15 protein-coding genes, 1 rRNA gene and 2 pseudogenes are annotated in these 16,888 nt (G+C 40.5%); 13 read left to right on the top strand and 5 right to left on the bottom strand.

The window, feature by feature from the left end:
* Nucleotides 1–8 precede the first annotated feature (8 nt).
* Nucleotides 9–233: a cytosolic protein gene (locus ETB99_RS13330; protein WP_171700807.1), complete on the bottom strand. Its 225-nt coding sequence runs from the start codon at nucleotides 231–233 to the stop codon at nucleotides 9–11.
* 102 nt (nucleotides 234–335) lie between these two features.
* Between ETB99_RS13330 and ETB99_RS13325 the strand changes: the two genes are divergently transcribed.
* The 5 genes and pseudogenes from ETB99_RS13325 to nikC all read left to right on the top strand — a co-directional run bounded on the left by ETB99_RS13325 (nucleotide 336) and on the right by nikC (nucleotide 3,675).
* The gene (locus ETB99_RS13325; RefSeq protein ID WP_091704697.1) at nucleotides 336–491 is read left to right on the top strand and encodes a gamma-type small acid-soluble spore protein; all 156 of its coding nucleotides are present in this window, start codon (nucleotides 336–338) and stop codon (nucleotides 489–491) included.
* A gap of 99 nt (nucleotides 492–590) precedes the next feature.
* The gene (gene ntdP, locus ETB99_RS13320) at nucleotides 591–1,121 is read left to right on the top strand and encodes a nucleoside tri-diphosphate phosphatase (RefSeq protein WP_171700806.1); all 531 of its coding nucleotides are present in this window, start codon (nucleotides 591–593) and stop codon (nucleotides 1,119–1,121) included.
* A 192-nt stretch (nucleotides 1,122–1,313) separates the two neighbouring features.
* Nucleotides 1,314–2,069, top strand: a pseudogene (locus tag ETB99_RS13315) (ABC transporter ATP-binding protein); the annotation flags it as partial.
* Nucleotides 2,066–2,767: pseudogene (locus ETB99_RS13310) on the top strand (ABC transporter permease); the annotation flags it as partial. The pseudogenes ETB99_RS13315 and ETB99_RS13310, both read left to right, overlap by 4 nt.
* A 14-nt stretch (nucleotides 2,768–2,781) precedes the next feature.
* Nucleotides 2,782–3,675, top strand: a complete 894-nt coding sequence (gene nikC / locus ETB99_RS13305) for a nickel transporter permease (RefSeq protein ID WP_171700805.1) — start codon at nucleotides 2,782–2,784, stop codon at nucleotides 3,673–3,675.
* 32 nt (nucleotides 3,676–3,707) lie between these two features.
* Here the strand turns inward: nikC and ETB99_RS13300 are convergent, their stop codons facing one another.
* From ETB99_RS13300 to ETB99_RS13290, 3 genes are all read right to left on the bottom strand, one after another.
* Nucleotides 3,708–4,781, bottom strand: a complete 1,074-nt coding sequence (locus ETB99_RS13300; protein ID WP_171700804.1) for an FUSC family protein — start codon at nucleotides 4,779–4,781, stop codon at nucleotides 3,708–3,710.
* Nucleotides 4,782–4,915: 134 nt separating this feature from the next.
* Nucleotides 4,916–9,388: a glutamate synthase-related protein gene (locus tag ETB99_RS13295; RefSeq protein ID WP_171700819.1), complete on the bottom strand. Its 4,473-nt coding sequence runs from the start codon at nucleotides 9,386–9,388 to the stop codon at nucleotides 4,916–4,918.
* A gap of 260 nt (nucleotides 9,389–9,648) precedes the next feature.
* Nucleotides 9,649–10,944, bottom strand: coding sequence for a glutamate-1-semialdehyde 2,1-aminomutase (locus ETB99_RS13290; RefSeq protein WP_077429388.1), 1,296 nt, complete (start codon nucleotides 10,942–10,944; stop codon nucleotides 9,649–9,651).
* A 133-nt stretch (nucleotides 10,945–11,077) separates the two neighbouring features.
* Here ETB99_RS13290 and ETB99_RS13285 point away from each other — a divergent pair, with 133 nt between their 5' ends.
* The 6 genes from ETB99_RS13285 (at nucleotide 11,078) to perR (ending at nucleotide 15,192) form a co-directional block, all read left to right on the top strand.
* Complete coding sequence (locus tag ETB99_RS13285) at nucleotides 11,078–12,073, top strand: ABC transporter ATP-binding protein (protein ID WP_077429387.1); 996 nt, start codon at nucleotides 11,078–11,080, stop codon at nucleotides 12,071–12,073.
* Nucleotides 12,066–12,857, top strand: a complete 792-nt coding sequence (locus ETB99_RS13280) for an ABC transporter permease (protein WP_006322070.1) — start codon at nucleotides 12,066–12,068, stop codon at nucleotides 12,855–12,857. Before ETB99_RS13285 ends, ETB99_RS13280 begins: the two co-directional genes overlap by 8 nt.
* A 4-nt stretch (nucleotides 12,858–12,861) precedes the next feature.
* Nucleotides 12,862–13,647 carry an ABC transporter permease gene (locus ETB99_RS13275; protein ID WP_004888914.1) on the top strand — a complete coding sequence of 262 codons (786 nt, stop codon included), beginning with the start codon at nucleotides 12,862–12,864 and terminating at the stop codon, nucleotides 13,645–13,647.
* Nucleotides 13,648–13,691: 44 nt separating this feature from the next.
* Nucleotides 13,692–14,090 (top strand): potassium channel family protein, encoded by a 399-nt coding sequence (locus ETB99_RS13270; protein WP_164970124.1) that lies wholly within the window; start codon nucleotides 13,692–13,694, stop codon nucleotides 14,088–14,090.
* A 12-nt stretch (nucleotides 14,091–14,102) separates the two neighbouring features.
* A complete protein-coding gene (gene bcp / locus ETB99_RS13265; protein ID WP_077429385.1) occupies nucleotides 14,103–14,564 on the top strand; it encodes a thioredoxin-dependent thiol peroxidase in 462 nt (153 codons plus the stop codon).
* A gap of 184 nt (nucleotides 14,565–14,748) precedes the next feature.
* On the top strand, nucleotides 14,749–15,192 hold the full coding sequence (gene perR, locus ETB99_RS13260; RefSeq protein WP_026011847.1) for a peroxide-responsive transcriptional repressor PerR: 444 nt from the start codon (nucleotides 14,749–14,751) through the stop codon (nucleotides 15,190–15,192).
* A gap of 23 nt (nucleotides 15,193–15,215) precedes the next feature.
* Here the strand turns inward: perR and ETB99_RS13255 are convergent, their stop codons facing one another.
* On the bottom strand, nucleotides 15,216–15,578 hold the full coding sequence (locus ETB99_RS13255; protein ID WP_004888918.1) for a YgzB family protein: 363 nt from the start codon (nucleotides 15,576–15,578) through the stop codon (nucleotides 15,216–15,218).
* Nucleotides 15,579–15,699: 121 nt separating this feature from the next.
* Between ETB99_RS13255 and ETB99_RS13250 the strand changes: the two genes are divergently transcribed.
* Together ETB99_RS13250 and ETB99_RS13245 are read left to right on the top strand one after the other, a co-directional pair.
* Nucleotides 15,700–16,590, top strand: coding sequence for a nucleotidyltransferase-like protein (locus ETB99_RS13250; protein WP_129000781.1), 891 nt, complete (start codon nucleotides 15,700–15,702; stop codon nucleotides 16,588–16,590).
* Between the two features lie 178 nt (nucleotides 16,591–16,768).
* Nucleotides 16,769–16,888 (top strand): 16S ribosomal RNA (locus ETB99_RS13245); the annotation flags it as partial.

Below are 16,888 nucleotides of genomic sequence, written 5' to 3'. Positions count from 1 at the left end.
ATATGCCTTTACTCGTAAAATACTCGTGTTCCATTTGTATATGTTGCTTCGTTTCGTTGTAAACCGCCTCTTGCTTCAATTTCTTCGATCATTTCACGATGTAACGTTTGTCCCTCTATGTTCAAATATGGAGTGACTTGTTGGAAGACATGGTGAAAAAATGCTAACTCGCTATCTTTCCACTGTTGTTTCGGAATCATTTGAAGGGCTGTCAAGTCGCGTCCAATATACATCATTCTCACCTCTTTATGTAGTGTAGAAAGCGAAATAAAAATTATTCATGCGGATATTTTCTCGACAAATGATACAAAGTAATAACCGTGGAGGTGAGCATCATGAACAAACAACCGAACAAAACGGTAGCAGGAACAAATATTCAGCACGTAAAACAGCAAAACGCTGGCCAGTATGGGACAGAGTTTGCGACTGAAACTGATGTTCAACACGTGAAGCAACAAAACGCAAAAGCAGAAGCGAAAAAAAATCAATAACAGGAAAAGGGTATCGGTTTTCGTCCGATGCCCTTTTTCTTCCTCGCTGATTAACGTTATAATAGAGGAAAAAGCGTCGAATGAAAGTAGGGAATGTGTATGGAGTATCCACAGACAGGGGCGATCATTCAAATTCATAGTTATAAACATGACGGTCATATTCATCGTGCATGGAAAGAAACGGTCGTGTTAAAAGGAAGTGAGGAAGAAGTAATTGGTGGTAACGATCGTACACTTGTGACAGAAGCGGATGGGAGAACGTGGGTGACACGTGAGCCGGCCATTTGTTTTTTTTATGCAAAACATTGGTTTAACATTATTGCGATGATTCGGGCAGACGGTGTGTATTACTATTGCAACATTAGTTCGCCTTACGTTTGGGATGGAGAGGCGTTGAAATATATTGATTATGACTTGGATATTAAAGTATTTCCAAACGGTCAGTACGATATATTAGATCGTGATGAATATGAACGACATCGCGACGAAATGAACTATCCTGAAATTATTGATAAGATTTTAAAAAATAACATTCAAAAATTAATTCAATGGATTAAAGAAAAAAAGGGGCCGTTTGCTCCTGAAGTGGTCGAACATTGGTATAAAAAGTTTATTATGTATGGAAAGTAAAAGTAATACATACATGGATCAAAAACAACGGTTAGCTACTTGTCACCGTTGTTTTTTATTTTTTGCAAAGAATGATTAAATTTTTTGAATTTTTTTATTGTATTTTTTTAATATTCATGTAATAATTTGGAACGTAACATAAAAAATTATTTTAAAAATATAAATTTTCTGTATATAAAAGGAGTGGCTTCCGTGGGAGATGAAGCGATTTTACGAGTCAAAAGCTTAAAAACATGCTTTTTCACAGACGAAGGGGAAGTTCCTGCGGTTGATGGTGTAGACTTTTACATAAATAAAGGCGAAATTTTAGGCGTTGTCGGTGAATCAGGCTGCGGAAAAAGCGTCACATCGCTTTCGATTATGGAATTGTTGACGAAAGGAATTGGCAAAATTGCAGATGGAGAAATATGGTTTAAAGATGAAAATATTGCATTAGCGTCGGAAAAACGGATGAAAGAAATACGAGGAAATGAAATCGCAATGATTTTCCAAGAGCCGATGACGTCATTGAATCCACTTTTTACAATTGGGAACCAAATGATTGAAGCGATTCGCATTCATCAAAACATAAGCAAGGCGGAAGCGCGGAAACGAGCGATTGATATGTTAAAACTTGTTGGTTTACCTCGTGCCGAAGAGATGATTGATGAATATCCGCATCAGTTATCTGGAGGTATGCGACAGCGCGTCATGATTGCGATGGCGATGGTATGCAACCCGTCTTTATTAATTGCCGACGAGCCAACGACCGCTTTAGATGTGACGATTCAAGCACAAATTTTACATTTGATGAAGCAGTTAAACGAACAATTCGGCACAGCGATTATGATGATTACGCACGATTTAGGCGTCGTCGCAGAAATGTGCCATCGCGTTGTTGTGATGTATGCAGGAAAAATTATTGAAGAAGGGGACGTTCAAACGATTTTCCGTCATCCAAAACATCCATTGCGGCGATGTTCATTGCGGTTGTGATCGGTGTCAACGCAGGGATTATTAGCGCGTGGTTTCAAAATTCTTGGTTTGATTATGTAGCGATGGTGTTAGCGTTAGTTGGCGTTTCGATGCCGATTTTTTGGCTTGGGTTGATGGAACAATGGATTTTTGCAATTAACTTAGATTAGTTTCCAACATCTGGACGTGAAGATGTTCGTAATCCGATTGAACCGATTACCCACTTATATGTCATTGATACGTTAATGCAAGGACATACAGATCAGTTTGTTCAAACGTTGCAACATTTAGTGCTTCCGAGCGTCGCTTTAGCAACGATCCCAATGGCGATTATTGCTCGCATGACTCGCTCAAGCATGCTTGAGGTGATGAAGTCCGATTATATTCGCACAGCACGTGCGAAAGGATTAAGTATGTTTTGGGTAGTGTACAAGCATTCGTTAAAAAATGCGATCATCCCTGTGTTGACGGTGATTGGCTTGCAAATGGGGTTGTTGCTTGGCGGTGCGATTTTAACCGAAACGATTTTTAGCTGGCCGGGAATTGGTCGCTATATTTATGAAGCGATCGGCTATCGTGATTACCCTGTCATTCAATCTGGTATTTTGATTGTGTCGATGATTTTTATTTTCATTAATTTAATTGTGGATTTGTTATATGCAGCGATCGATCCGCGCATTAAATATAACTAAAGGAGGGAAGCGAATTGGCTGAGCTTGCACGAAACGAAGCAAATATTGTACAACAAGAAGAACAAGCGACATCGTTATGGAAAGAAGGATGGATTCGCTTTCGGAAAAATAAAATGGCTCTCGTCGGAAGCGGCATTGTACTATTTTTCATTTTGCTTGCTGTTTTTGCCCCATTAATTGCTCCGTACGAGATGAACGATCAACAACTTTCGATGCGTTTACAAGCCCCATCGAAAGACCATATATTTGGGACAGACGATTTCGGGCGAGATATTTTTTCTCGCGTCGTTTATGGAGCACGCATTTCGCTATGGGTCGGATTTTTTTCTGTATTAGGTTCGGTAGTCATCGGTTCTTTACTTGGAATTATCGCAGGGTATTATCGGCGTTGGATCGACGCCGTCATTTCGCGCATATTTGACATTATGCTGGCGTTTCCAAGTATTTTGTTAGCAATCGGCATCGTTGCCGTTTTAGGACCGTCGTTGAAAAATGCACTTATTGCGATTGCAATCATTAACATTCCAAACTTCGGTCGTCTCATTCGTTCGCGTGTATTAAGCATTAAGCAGGAGGAGTATATTACAGCAGCAAAAGCAATCGGGATGAGTGATGCACGCATTTTATTTCATCACATTTTACCAAACAGTATGGCGCCAATTATTGTACAAGGCACGCTTGCGATTGCGACGGCAATCATTGAAGCAGCAGCGCTTGGGTTTCTCGGATTAGGAGCTCAGCCGCCGAACCCGGAATGGGGGAAAATGCTAGCCGATTCAAAAGCGTATTTAACACAGGCGCCTTGGACGATGATTTTTCCAGGGCTGGCAATCATGCTAACGGTGTTAGGATTTAACTTAATGGGAGATGGATTGCGCGATGCATTGGATCCGCGCATGAAGAGCTAAAAAGATGTCCCGAGGCATAAACGGGACATCTTTTATTCTTGTTCTGGAGTAGGGACGACATGTTCTTCTTTATGATAATGATGAAAACTTTCGATGAGTGTATCTAAATGTTCAAGTTGATGACTATATTCAATAATCGCCCCGATCAGTGGAAATAGTTGATAATTTTCTTGGTGAACACTTTGTGCAGCGTAATGGCTTAAAAATGAGTGGATTAATCCTTTTTTTCCAAAGCACGCTTCTGTCGCAAATTGTGATTGTGGATCGGATTTTGCTTTTCCAATGAACTTCAGCAATATTTGATCATGGTAATTTAGTAAACAGTCGAGTTCGTTTTTAATGGCGTTTTGAAGTTCAACAGATGTATGAGCTAGCTCGTTTTCCAAACGATGTAACAATTTTAACGTTTCTAACGCGCGATTTGTCGCTACAATCATTTGGCGATACAATACGAGTTTGCGTGATTTACTATATTTATGTTTACGAAAATACGTCCGTTCTTCTTTGTAAAGCAAATAAAGCTGATCAAGTTTCATCATGTTTTCTTTTAATTTTTCAATGTCTTCTTTTAGTAAATGATGCTCGGATGCATGGCGAACGTTCATACGAATCCATTTCAAAATATGTTCGGTATATTCAACGATTTTTGTATATAGCTTTTTTTCATATTTTGGTGGAAGGAACACTAAATTCACAACAAACGCTGCAAGCACCCCTAACATAATCGTCGAAAAGCGGATAAGCGCAAATTCAATAAAGTGATCTTCCGTATATTCCATAATCGCAATGACTGTCACAAGCGCGACAGAAATAGAAGATTCCAAACGAAGACGAAGAAACAACGCAATAACTAAAATGGCAGTTAATCCGATAATAAATGGATCGTGTCCGAAAATTAATGTAAAAACGATCGCGAAAATGGCACCAATAACGTTAGCCTGCACTTGTTCAATTAGAGACAAATATGAACGATAAATTGTCGGTTGCATCGCAAAGACAGCCGAAATGCCAGCAAATACAGGTGAGGGTAGCTGAAGTAATTTCGCTAAAACTAAAGCAAACGTAATTGCAATCCCGGTTTTAAAGACGCGGGCTCCAAGTCTCATTGTCACTCAAATTCCTTTCTTTTTATCATCTTGTAAGAACAACAAACAAATATACATGCTTTTCATCAGTATATCAAGAAAAAAGGAAAAAAATTAAAAGAACTGCCTCATTTTCGAGACAGTTCTTTTTATGTTTATTCTGTTGACACCGATGGATCAGCTTGTTCTTTTTTCGGAATGACTTGGAAAAAGTGTTGTTCCGGCTGTTGCAACAGCGGTTGAATCGTTGCTACTTCGTCGTGCTGTTCATGTTCGATAAGTAAATCAATATATGTGCCAAGTAGTTCTTTAACGTCTGCTTTTCCTTTTTCGTTTAGTGGTTGAATCGTGACGTTGGCACCTTTGGCGATGCGGCGTTCAAGAGCTGTTTTCGTTAATCCCATTTCTGGTTGATGGCGCAAATAGATGACACCGCCTGTCATTCCTGCACAAATCCATGGGCCAGGGTCTCCGAGCACGAGCCCGCGACCGTTTGTCATATATTCAAAGGCAAATCCTTTAATGTTTGCGTTGACACCGATATTGCCATGTTCTACTTCAGGAATTGGTTTTGTCACTTGACCGCCGATAATCATATCCGCCCCTGATAGGCGAATGCCTGCACGCGCATCGGCATTTCCTTGCACGACTAATAGTCCTTTTTGGGCGCCGTAGCCAAATCCTTTTCCGACTGATCCGTTGTAAAACTTCCCGTCTTTTCCTTTTGATTTAAAGATGAAAATACCACCACCAAACGATGTTTTTCCGACGCCATCTTGTGCTCCGCCATCGACGTGAATATGAATACCCGCGACGTTATACGCACCGAGCCCATTGCCCGGCACAGACCCGTCTTTATAGCGCAGAGAAATATTTGGTAATTTTTTGTACGATCCGTCTAATCGACCACGTACCCGATGGCATGCAACACGGCTACCGAGTACACGCTGTTCAGCTGTGACAGTTGAAAATTCACGAGAGCGGTGCAAGTCTTCAACTTGGTAGTCTAAATATTCAGCACCAGCGGCCACCGCAAGTTTTCCTTCTTCTGATGTTGCTGCTACTTCTTTTTGATACCATTGGCCGATGTCTAACGGTTTTAATAATGTCGTTAAGTTGATGCGATCTCGTCCGCGTGTTTGTTCAAGTAAATCGGAGCGGCCAACAAGTTGCTGCAAGTTTGTATAACCAAGTGATGCGGTGAGCGCTTTAAGTTCTTCACCGAAAGCGGTAAAGAAACGAACTAAGTTTTGTACGGCTTGCTCGAATTGTCTTGGAACGAAGCGACGCAAACCGTGTTCTTTCGCTTGTGCTTCTGATTCAATTTGCGTAGCGATTCCGACATGGCATGTATCTAAATGACAACCACGGCATGTCGTACATCCGATGGCAATCATCGCTAACGTTCCGAAACCGACGCGATTGGCGCCGAGAAGCATAACTTTAATCACGTCCATTGCACTTTTAATGCCGCCGTCTGCCCAAATTTCCACTTGATGGCGTAATCCGGCTTCTAAAAGGGCGTTATGTGCCGCTTTGACGCCAATTTCTACAGGTAAGCCAACGTGTTGAATGGCATGAATGCGTGCTGCTCCTGTGCCGCCGTCAAAACCGCTTAGCGTAATAATGTCAGCGCCAGCTTTTGCGATGCCGACCGCAATCGTGCCGATATTAGGGACGACAGGCACTTTGACAGCCACTTTTGCTTGGTCATTTGCTGTTTTTAATTCAGCAATCATTTGCGCTAAGTCTTCGATCGAATAAATATCATGGTTGTTTGACGGTGAAATTAAGTCAGAGCCGATCGTTGCGTTTCGCGCTTCAGCAATTTTAGCTGTTACTTTTGAACCTGGTAAATGACCACCTTCGCCTGGTTTTGCCCCTTGCCCAATTTTAATTTCGAGCAAATTGGATGAATTAAGTAGCTCAGCATTAACGCCAAATCGACCAGAGGCGACTTGTTGCCCGCGCGTGCGCGGATATTTACCGAGCATATCTTTAATTTCGCCACCTTCACCGTTTAAGCTAATCATGTTGAGGCGATTTGCTGCTTCGGCATATGCACGAAAGGCAATTTCATTTTGTGAACCGAATGACATCGAAGCAATGACAAACGGCAAGCTATGTTCACCAACTGAAATGTCGACGTGTTCTTTTTTAGCAGGGACGTCTGCTTGTTTTAAGTCTGTTAAATGGCGAATGGCTGTTGGTGTTTCGGTTTCAATTTCTGTTAATTTTTCACGATATGAATCGTATGATCCTGTTTGCGCCACTTCGCCAATTGCCTTCCAAATACGTGGGAATACGTGAAACGTTTTTCGTAACTTTGCTTGCTCTGCTTCAAAATCTTTTGCACGGGCGATCGCATCTTGTTTTAGTGCTTCGAAATTTTGACTAAGTGAATCCGAGCCAAAAAAGTTCACGATATTTAATACAGATGAAATGTCTTCGTGTAGCCCGATGGACGAAAACAGACGGCTATACCCGCGCAATTCATGAATCCCGATCGTTGAGATGACTTTTTCAAGCCCTTTATTTAATGCTTGATATAAATGAATTGCTGGACGAGTTGACGTGTCAGATACTGTCGCAAACATTAAATATGGGCTAATGACGTTCGCGCCAAGTCCGTAAGCAACGATAAAGTCATGCAACGAGCGAATTGCTCCTGAACGAAGAAGAAGGGAACAGTCTCTTCGTAAATTTGCTTTTGTTAATGCTTGATCGATGGCTGATATGACAAGGAGCGGATCAATCCATAAATGCCCACTTTGATGCGCTTTTACATCGTCAATAATAAGTAACGTTTTCCCATTTGCGACAGCTTCACATGCTTCTTTGCCTAAGCGATTAAGCGCCATCGGGATCGTTTCGTGCTCAACGAACGTCGCTGATATAAAGTATGCTAATTGTTTTTCTTTAAATGCATGGACGAGTTGATCATATGATGGTTGTTGCAATGTTTCGGCACATTCGTTTCCGAGCTTTCCTTCAATTAAAATAGGTGAAAGAAGTTCAACTGTGTACGGATGTTCTTCATGTGAAACAATACTTGGCCGCTTTCCGACAACCACGCGCGTCGAAAAATGTTCTGTTTCGCGGTCGCGGTCAATAGCAGGGTTGGTGACAACCGCCACACTTTCTTTTATGAAATCAGCAATGTTTTTTCGTTCAGGATCGATCGCTGCAAGCGGAGCGTCATGACCGAGCGAACGAATAGGTTCTGCCCCTTTTTCCGCCATCTGTTCGAGCAATTGAATATGCTCGCGATCCCAACCGAATGCAGCGTATTGCCCATTATGCACTTTTGTTGGTTGCGCAACGAACACATATGGTTTAAATGTTGGTGTTTGTAAACGTTGGCGCATATTTTCGATATTTAAACGCTTTTGAATACGATTGTATACTTCTTGCTGATAATCGGCATATTCGTAAACACGAATCGATCCGTCTGCTTGCCACGTTAGGCCGATTTTTTCTCCTGGTGCGAGCGGTTTTGGTTCTCCTGTATATTCGCACGCTGGAATAACGCCTGGTTCCGATGCGAACACGTAACGATGCTCTGTTTCAATTTTCCAAAGTGGACGCAATCCAAGTGCATCGACGCTAAACACGGCTTCGTCGGCATGGCGAGAAATAATGCCGGCAGGTCCTTGCGCAAAATGTCCCCAAGCTTCGCGAATGTAAGTATATAAATCTTGTAAATGATCTGGATAGTTTTTTATTTCGTTTACGATTGGTGGGAATAAAAAGTCCATCGCTTCAAATAGCGTATAACCATCTCGATAAATGAGCGTTTCCATCGTACGGCTTAAATCTTGCGAATCGCTTCCGCCGTTTGTCAACGGGACACCGATCATTGTTGCTTCTTCACGTAGTTTGGCAATCGTGTTAATTTCACCGTTATGACCTAGAACGCTGAACGGTTGAACGCGGAAAAAGTTTGATAATGTATTTGTTGAATAGCGATTATGGCCAAGTGTCATCGTAGATGCGACAAGCGGACTCGCTAAGTCATGATAATATTTTGGTAAAATATCACCAGCACCCATGACTTTATAAATCGCGTGATGATTGCTTAACGAAGCGACATGAATATGTTCATCTTTTTCGATCTCAATTGTTAATTCAAATAATGTTTGAGATAATGTTTTTTGTTGATGATTTGGTAAAAGAGCAACTTGCCAAAATACTGGTTCTTCGCGTAAAGCAATTGGACCGAGCGCTGAAGAAGATGTAACGCGGTCAGATTCAAAAATGAGCGTCAATTGGGACTGAGCAAACAATTGGCGCATACGTGCTTTTTTTTCTTCCACGTTCGTTGTTCGTGTAATAAATATATGGCCAACGATAAAATCATCGCGGTCAACGAGTTGAGGATTAAGTTGGGCAACAGCCAATTTTTCTTTCCAAAGCGCTTTTGGAATGTCGATGTGGATGCCGACGCCATCTCCTTCTCCGTTGATAAATCCTGCGCGATGATTCATTGTGACGAGGGCGTTAATACATGTTGTAATGTTTTCTCTTGTCGGGATGCGTCGTTTTTCAACCGCAGCGACAATTCCACACGCGTCGTGCTCATGTTTGTAAAAATGTTGAAATGAAGCTGGATTCCACCGTTGTTTCATAGCATGCGGCTTACAAGCGACTATCATTCGCTTCTCGCCTTCGCCACCTCCTACAAAAACTTTTTAAAAAAATAAAATTTTCTAAATTTTATAGTCTATATTAACACGACCATGACAGAAAATCAATTATTTATTCATGTTTTTGGATATGATATTCAGTTCATGTAACAAAACGTTCATGAAATTTGTAAGCGTTTTCATTGGTTTTGAGCGTAAAAAACGAGGTGGAAACATATGTATCACCTCGTCATTTTGTATATTTATTCATTTTTTAAGGATTTAAATGCGTGTTCTACCGCTTTAACTGTATATTCAATGTCTTCTTCTGTATGGGCTAATGTAATGAACCATGCTTCATATTTCGAAGGAGCGAGATTAATCCCTTGATGAAGCATAAGCTTGAAAAATTTAGCAAACATTTCTCCATCTGTTCGTTCGGCTTGTTCATAGTTTTCTACTTTTTCTGTTGAAAAGTATACGGTGAGTGCTCCTTTTAGACGGTTAATCGTCACAGGAATATCGTATGTTTTCGCATGTGTTAAAATGCCAGCCTCTAACATCGCGCCGAGATGATCGAGATGTTCGTACACACCTTCTTGTTGTAATACTTCTAAACAAGCAATACCTGCTAAAATGGAAGCGGGATTTCCCGCCATCGTTCCGGCTTGGTAAGCAGGACCGAGTGGAGCTACTTGTTCCATAATGTCTTTTCTACCGCCATACGCACCAATTGGTAATCCGCCACCAATAATTTTTCCGAGTGCGGTTAAGTCTGGTTCGATGCCGAGCAAGTTTTGAGCGCCACCATACATAAAACGAAAAGCTGTAATGACTTCGTCGTAAATGACGAGCGCTCCGACCGCGTGAGCAATATCGTTAATTGCTTGTAAAAAGCCTGGTTTTGGTTCAACGATACCGAAGTTACCAACGATAGGCTCGACAAGAACGGCTGCTACTTCATTTCCCCAACGATCCATCGCTTGTTTAAACGCATCGACATCATTAAAAGGAACAGTAATCACTTCTTGTGCAATACTTTTTGGTACCCCTGCTGAATCAGGTGTACCTAATGTGGATGGTCCAGAACCAGCCGCAACAAGAACGAGATCGGAATGGCCGTGATAACAACCTGCAAATTTCACGATTTTATCACGACCTGTGTATGCGCGTGCGACGCGAATTGTTGTCATGACCGCTTCTGTTCCCGAATTGACGAAACGCACCTTTTCGAGGGAAGGGATCGCTTCTTTTAACATTTTCGCGAACGTAATTTCATACGGTGTTGGTGTCCCATATAAAACACCGTTTTCAGCTGCGTGTTGAATTGCTTTTGTAATGTGCGGATGAGCATGTCCAGTAATAATAGGGCCATAAGCAGCTAAATAGTCGATATATTTGTTTCCATCTACATCCCAAAAATATGCCCCTTGTGCTCTTTCCATAACGACAGGAGCACCGCCTCCAACCGCTTTATATGAACGAGAAGGGCTGTTGACGCCACCAACGATATGTTCGAGCGCTTCTTGATATAATTGTTCAGACTTCGTAAAATTCACGCGAAGCCTCCTCCTTTTATGTAAAATTTCTTTCATGGTGTTTATTTTATCACATTTATTTGAGCACACCATTTGTTGAGTTTCAACATTTTCGTTACACTAGTGAATAGTGATTTCATAAGAGGTGAGGAACATGTATGCGATTGAAGTAGAAAAACTACGGAAAGAATTTAAATCTCACTCTAGTCGGTCTGGTTTAGCAGGAGCGTTTCGTGATTTGTTCACGAGAAACTATAAAATCATTCGTGCTGTCGACGATATTTCATTTGCTGTCAAACAGGGCGAAATGGTTGGATACATTGGAGAAAACGGAGCAGGTAAATCGACGACAATCAAAATGTTAACAGGAATTTTAACGCCGACATCTGGACGAGTTGTTGTGAATGGGATGAATCCACATAAAGAGCGGGAACGTTTCGTGCAGACGATCGGCGTTGTGTTTGGTCAGCGATCGCAATTATGGTGGGATATTGCGGTGCAAGAGTCATTCCGGTTGTTAAAAAAAGTATACCGCGTTTCTGACCAAGACTATAACGAACATATGGATCATGTCATTGAAACGTTAGATATTGGTCCGTTACTTGATAAGCCGGTGCGCAAGTTATCGCTTGGTCAACGAATGCGCTGTGAATTGGCTGCTGCCCTTATTCATAATCCGCCACTTTTATTTTTAGATGAGCCAACAATTGGTTTAGATGTGCTTGTTAAGTTAAAAATTCGTCAGTTTTTAAAAGAAATTAACGAAAAATACAACACGACGATTTTATTAACGACGCATGATATGACAGATATTGAAGCGCTTTGCGAACGCGTTATTATGCTTGATGAAGGGAAAATCATTTATGATGGGTCATTGCAACATTTAAAACAAAACTGGGGAGAAGGAAAACAGATTCACTTCCAATTTCGAGATCTTGTTTCAAAAGAAGAGCTGACATCGCTCGTTCATGTTACATGGGAACAAGGGGAAGACCGATACAGCTGGATTGCGCATGTTCGCGCGAATGATATGGCACATGTGATCGGAAAAGTTGTTTCTTCCTATGAGTTAAAAGATATTCACATTCGTGAAGTTTCAACGGAAGAAATTATTCGCAACATTTATGAAGAAGGGATTCATCATGGCTAAATATATTGAAATGATTCGTATGCGTTTTTTAATGATGTTAGCTTATCGAACGAATTATTATAGCGGCATTTTTATTTATAGCATCAATATTGGTGCGTATTATTTTTTGTGGTCTGCCATTTATGGAGGGCAATCGTCTATTCAAGGGATGACAGTAGAACAAATGACTACGTATGTGGCGATCGCATGGATGGCAAGAGCGTTTTATTTTAATAACATTGATCGTGAAATTGCGATGGAAATTCGTGATGGTAAAGTGGCGATTGAACTGATTCGTCCGTACAACTATTTAGTCATGAAAACGATGCAAGGGCTTGGAGAAGGAATTTTTCGCTTACTTTTCTTCTCGCTTCCGGGCATGGTTATCGTTACATTCGTTTTTTCGCTTCAATTTACAACGAATGTTCATACGTGGGGTTACTTCGCTTTATCGACAACGCTTAGCTTTATTATTAACTCGCAGCTCAATTTATTAGCAGGGATGGTCACATTTTTTACGTTAAACGGGGAAGGATTACTTCGGGCTAAACGTTTCATCATTGATTTATTTTCGGGGCTCATTTTGCCGATTAGTTTTTATCCCGAGTGGGCGCAACATGTGATGCACTACTTGCCTTTTCAAGCGATTAGTTACATCCCAAGTATGATTTTTACGGAAAGCTTCACAGGGGATGCTGCGATCAGAGGAATGATGTTTCAAGCTGTTTGGTGTGTCGTACTGATCGTTCCGATTTATTTGCTATGGAAAGCAGCCAAACGAAAACTTATCATTCAAGGGGGGTGAACATATGTTTTATATGTCTATTTTCTTCCAATATATGAGCCAATATATTAAGACAAAGTTGCAATATCGAACGGATTTGGTTGTTGAGTTTTTGTCTGACCTGATGTTTCAAGGGGTAAATTTAATTTTTATTCTTGTTGTATTTGGGCATACGCAATTATTAAACGGTTGGACGCGCGATGAAATTATTTTTATTTACGGTTTCTTTTTAATTCCTTTCGCTTTATTTGCTTCATTTTTTAACATTTGGGATTTTAATGAACGATATATTGTGCGCGGAGAGATGGATCGAGTGTTAACTCGACCTGTGCATAGTTTATTTCAAATTGTACTTGAACGAATGGAACTCGAGTCGCTCCTTGGAGGTATTACCGGTTTCATTGTCATGGGGTATGCTGCGTCTCGATTAGATATAACGTTTCATTGGTATGATGCGATTTTGTTTGTGTTGTTCGTGCTAGGAGGAACGTTTGTTTACGCAGGCATTTTTATTTCGTTAGCAAGTATCAGTTTTTGGTCTGATGCGCGCAGTTCAATTATGCCGATGATGTATAACATAGGAAACTACGGGAGATATCCGGTTGATATTTATAATCGTATTATTCGCTACATTTTGACATGGATTTTACCGTTTGCGTTTGTCGGCGTGTATCCGTCGGCGTATTTTTTGCGTAAAACGGAATGGTATATGTATTCATTTTTAACACCGGTGATGGGCATTGTATGTTTTACGTTATCATTGCTGCTATGGAATGCGGGCGTCAAACGTTATCGTGGTGCAGGGAATTAAATAAAACATCCCCTCGTATATATAAAGGAACAGGAGGGGATGTTGTGACGTATGTGTGGATTGGCATGATCGTTTTTGTTATATGTATGAGTTTTATTTCGTTTTGGCAAACGAAACGTTCTGTTATTTCAGTGAAAAATTTTATTGCCATTTTATTTGTTTATTCAACGACAATGATCGGTTTTGCACTCGTGTATACAATTTTGCATATAAATGGACATGTTGTTATGATGGAAAATGGGGAGAATATAAACGCTTCTAACTTTTTTCAATATGTCGAAACGAGTTTATATTTTAGTGCAGTTACACTATTTTCGGTCGGCTACGGGGATATTGTACCGATTGGAATTGGTCGGTGGATTGCGATGGTCGAAGCGCTACTCGGCTACGCACTACCCGCCGCTTTTGTTGTCCGAACGGTGATAGATGCAGAAAGAAGATAAGGGGAGAGAATCATGAAAGCACCTGATTTTACATTGCCAGCAAGTAATGGGGAAAACGTCACGCTGTCACAATTTCGCGGGAAGTACATCGTATTATATTTTTACCCGAAAGACATGACGCCGGGATGTACGACAGAGGCTTGTGAGTTTCGTGATCAATACGAAGTATTTACGGAACTTGGGGCAGTTGTCATCGGAATCAGCCCTGATTCCATTGAACGACATAAAAAGTTTATTGAAAAGCATCGCTTACCGTTTTTACTTCTTGCCGACGAAAAGCAAGACGTAGCGAAGTTGTATAATGTGTGGAAGTTAAAGAAAAATTTTGGGAAAGAGTATATGGGGATTGAGCGTTCGACATTTTTAATCGACCCAGATGGTCAAATTATAAAAGAATGGAGAAAAGTGAAAGTAAATGGGCATGTTGAAGAGGTGCTAAACGCTTTAAAACAGGCGATTAGCTCAAACAAATAATGAAATCGTTGCGTACGATATAGTAGAGCACACACCTCCTCAAAGACGTATGTGGCGATTCTGTGTAGAGTCGCCCTTTTTTCTTTCTGGAAAATACAATTGACAAAAGGTTTTATTTTTTTGTACACTATTTATAAAAATTATAAAGTAATAATTATAATTTTTATAAATGAAAGTGGGGGGCATGACGGTGACGCACGCACATCAATTAAAAGAAGCGCTTCATACGTTGAAAGAAACCGGCGTCCGTATTACACCGCAACGTCATGCGATACTCGAATATTTGATTCAGTCAATGTCCCATCCAACAGCGGATGAAATTTATAAAGCTTTGGAAGGAAAATTCCCAAATATGAGTGTCGCAACTGTGTACAATAATTTGCGCGTGTTTAAAGAAGTCGGTCTCGTTAAAGAGTTAACGTATGGTGACGCATCTAGTCGTTTCGATTTTGTTACGACACATCACTATCACGTTATTTGCGAAACATGTGGGAAAATTGTCGATTTCCATTACCCGGGCTTAGATGAAGTAGAAGATTTAGCGGCACATGTGACAGGTTTTAAAGTGAGTCATCATCGGATGGAGATTTACGGAACGTGCCCGGATTGTCAAAAGGGACATCATTAAAAAAGCTGGTAGCATCGATGCTATCAGCTTTTTTTGTCCCTTACTTTCCGATTATATTTTTCATCAAACTCTTTCCCTTCGAGCGTTGGATCAAGGGTGAGTGGTTCGTTGCAATACATACATACATCGACTCGACCTAGCATTTTTGTTACTTTGTTACATGAAGGGCAAACGACTTGTACCGTCTTTGTTGACAACATACCAATCCAAAAATAAACGACTGTACTTGCGATAATAAACAACAGTCCTAAAATCATAAATAATGTCATAACAATCGGCGATGTACGAAAAAAGATGCCTCCATACATGACGAAAAATCCGATAAAAATTAAACTTAACGCAAACGTACGAATTTTGTTAATTTTGCTTGAATATTTTACACCCACATTTATCTCCTCCTACGCATAACTATATCATAAGTTTTGAATGATAAGCATTAACCAAGCAGGAATTTTTTTAAAAATGTCGAATACGGTCAAACAATGTTGAAAAGTGGAGGATTCGATTATGGAAGATGTGTTACGCCCGATTTACCAAGAGCGAGCTAGTCAGTCACGCACTCTCGGTATTTTAATGGTTGAAAGAGGATCGGATTATTCTCCGGAGACGGATTTATTTGATGTTATCTTATTCGTTATCGTTCGAGAGGGAGAAGAAGCGGTTTTTATTAAACATTACGTGTTTGGTGAAAAAAGTGCATCATTGTACGTTGTAGATGAACATCGAGTAAAAGAATGGGTGTTGCTCGGTTCAAATCGTAAAGTAATGAATTGGTTGTTAAATGGAAAAATTTTATTCGAACGCAACGAATATATTGGACAATTGCGCCAACGTCTATTGCAGTTTCCGGAAGAGGAAAGAAAGGTAAAGATGGGGATAGAGTTCGCAAAGCTAGTGCGTCGTTACATTGAGGGCAGGAGTTTTTTTGAAAAAGATCAATGGCTTGATGCGTACAATCATGTGTTGCATGCTCTTCATCATTTAGCTCGTCTATCTATTATCGAGCACGGTTTTTATCCCGAAGTTACTGTATGGAATCAGGTCAAACAGATTGAACCGCAAATTTATAAATTGTATGCAGAGTTAGTCGGGAGTGAGGAACCACTTGATAAACGATTGCAATTGTTATTTTTAGCAAGTGATTTTTTTATTCATTCGAAGTTAAAGCAAGGAGCAAGTCATCTGATACACGTGCTGGAGAAGAGAGAAACATCGTGGTCTATGGCCGATTTGTTAAACGAAAAAGAGTTGTCGGTATATGGTGTTGATTTGGAGATTTTGCTTGAATTTTTAGTTGAAAAACACCTGATTACTGTTGAAAAAATTGCAACGAAAGGACAAGGAGTATTTCATAGACACTATGTAGTTGAAAAAAATAAAAAAAGTGTTGACGTTTAAAAATGTTCATGATATATTTTTAATCGTCGCTACTGAGATGTGGCGGCGGTTAAAAACGAAACTTGTTGACATCGGATTTGTGATGTGATAACATAAGAAAGTCGCTCAAATAGTGACGAAGATGTTCCTTGAAAACTGAACGAAGCGAAAAGCGTAAAGAAGCTAGAGATATGAACTTTCTATGGAGAGTTTGATCCTGGCTCAGGACGAACGCTGGCGGCGTGCCTAATACATGCAAGTCGAGCGGACGAATCGAAAGCTTGCTTTTGATTCGTTAGCGGCGGACGGGTGAGTAACA

The sequence above is a fragment of the Anoxybacillus sp. CHMUD genome (assembly GCF_013096965.1).
Lineage (GTDB): Bacteria > Bacillota > Bacilli > Bacillales > Anoxybacillaceae > Anoxybacillus > Anoxybacillus kestanbolensis_A.
Note: the sequence above shows the minus strand (reverse complement) of the source record. Positions and strands in the feature narration are given on the sequence as shown.

What these genes read in the sequence shown, in the direction of transcription:
- ETB99_RS13330 (WP_171700807.1), bottom strand. Translation starts at nt 233, where the DNA reads ATGTATATTGGACGCGACTTGACAGCCCTTCAAATGATTCCGAAACAA.
- ETB99_RS13325 (WP_091704697.1), top strand. Translation starts at nt 336, where the DNA reads ATGAACAAACAACCGAACAAAACGGTAGCAGGAACAAATATTCAGCAC.
- ntdP (WP_171700806.1), top strand. Translation starts at nt 591, where the DNA reads ATGGAGTATCCACAGACAGGGGCGATCATTCAAATTCATAGTTATAAA.
- ETB99_RS13300 (WP_171700804.1), bottom strand. Translation starts at nt 4,781, where the DNA reads ATGAGACTTGGAGCCCGCGTCTTTAAAACCGGGATTGCAATTACGTTT.
- ETB99_RS13295 (WP_171700819.1), bottom strand. Translation starts at nt 9,388, where the DNA reads ATGAAACAACGGTGGAATCCAGCTTCATTTCAACATTTTTACAAACAT.
- ETB99_RS13285 (WP_077429387.1), top strand. Translation starts at nt 11,078, where the DNA reads ATGTATGCGATTGAAGTAGAAAAACTACGGAAAGAATTTAAATCTCAC.
- ETB99_RS13280 (WP_006322070.1), top strand. Translation starts at nt 12,066, where the DNA reads ATGGCTAAATATATTGAAATGATTCGTATGCGTTTTTTAATGATGTTA.
- ETB99_RS13275 (WP_004888914.1), top strand. Translation starts at nt 12,862, where the DNA reads ATGTTTTATATGTCTATTTTCTTCCAATATATGAGCCAATATATTAAG.
- bcp (WP_077429385.1), top strand. Translation starts at nt 14,103, where the DNA reads ATGAAAGCACCTGATTTTACATTGCCAGCAAGTAATGGGGAAAACGTC.
- perR (WP_026011847.1), top strand. Translation starts at nt 14,749, where the DNA reads ATGACGGTGACGCACGCACATCAATTAAAAGAAGCGCTTCATACGTTG.
- ETB99_RS13250 (WP_129000781.1), top strand. Translation starts at nt 15,700, where the DNA reads ATGGAAGATGTGTTACGCCCGATTTACCAAGAGCGAGCTAGTCAGTCA.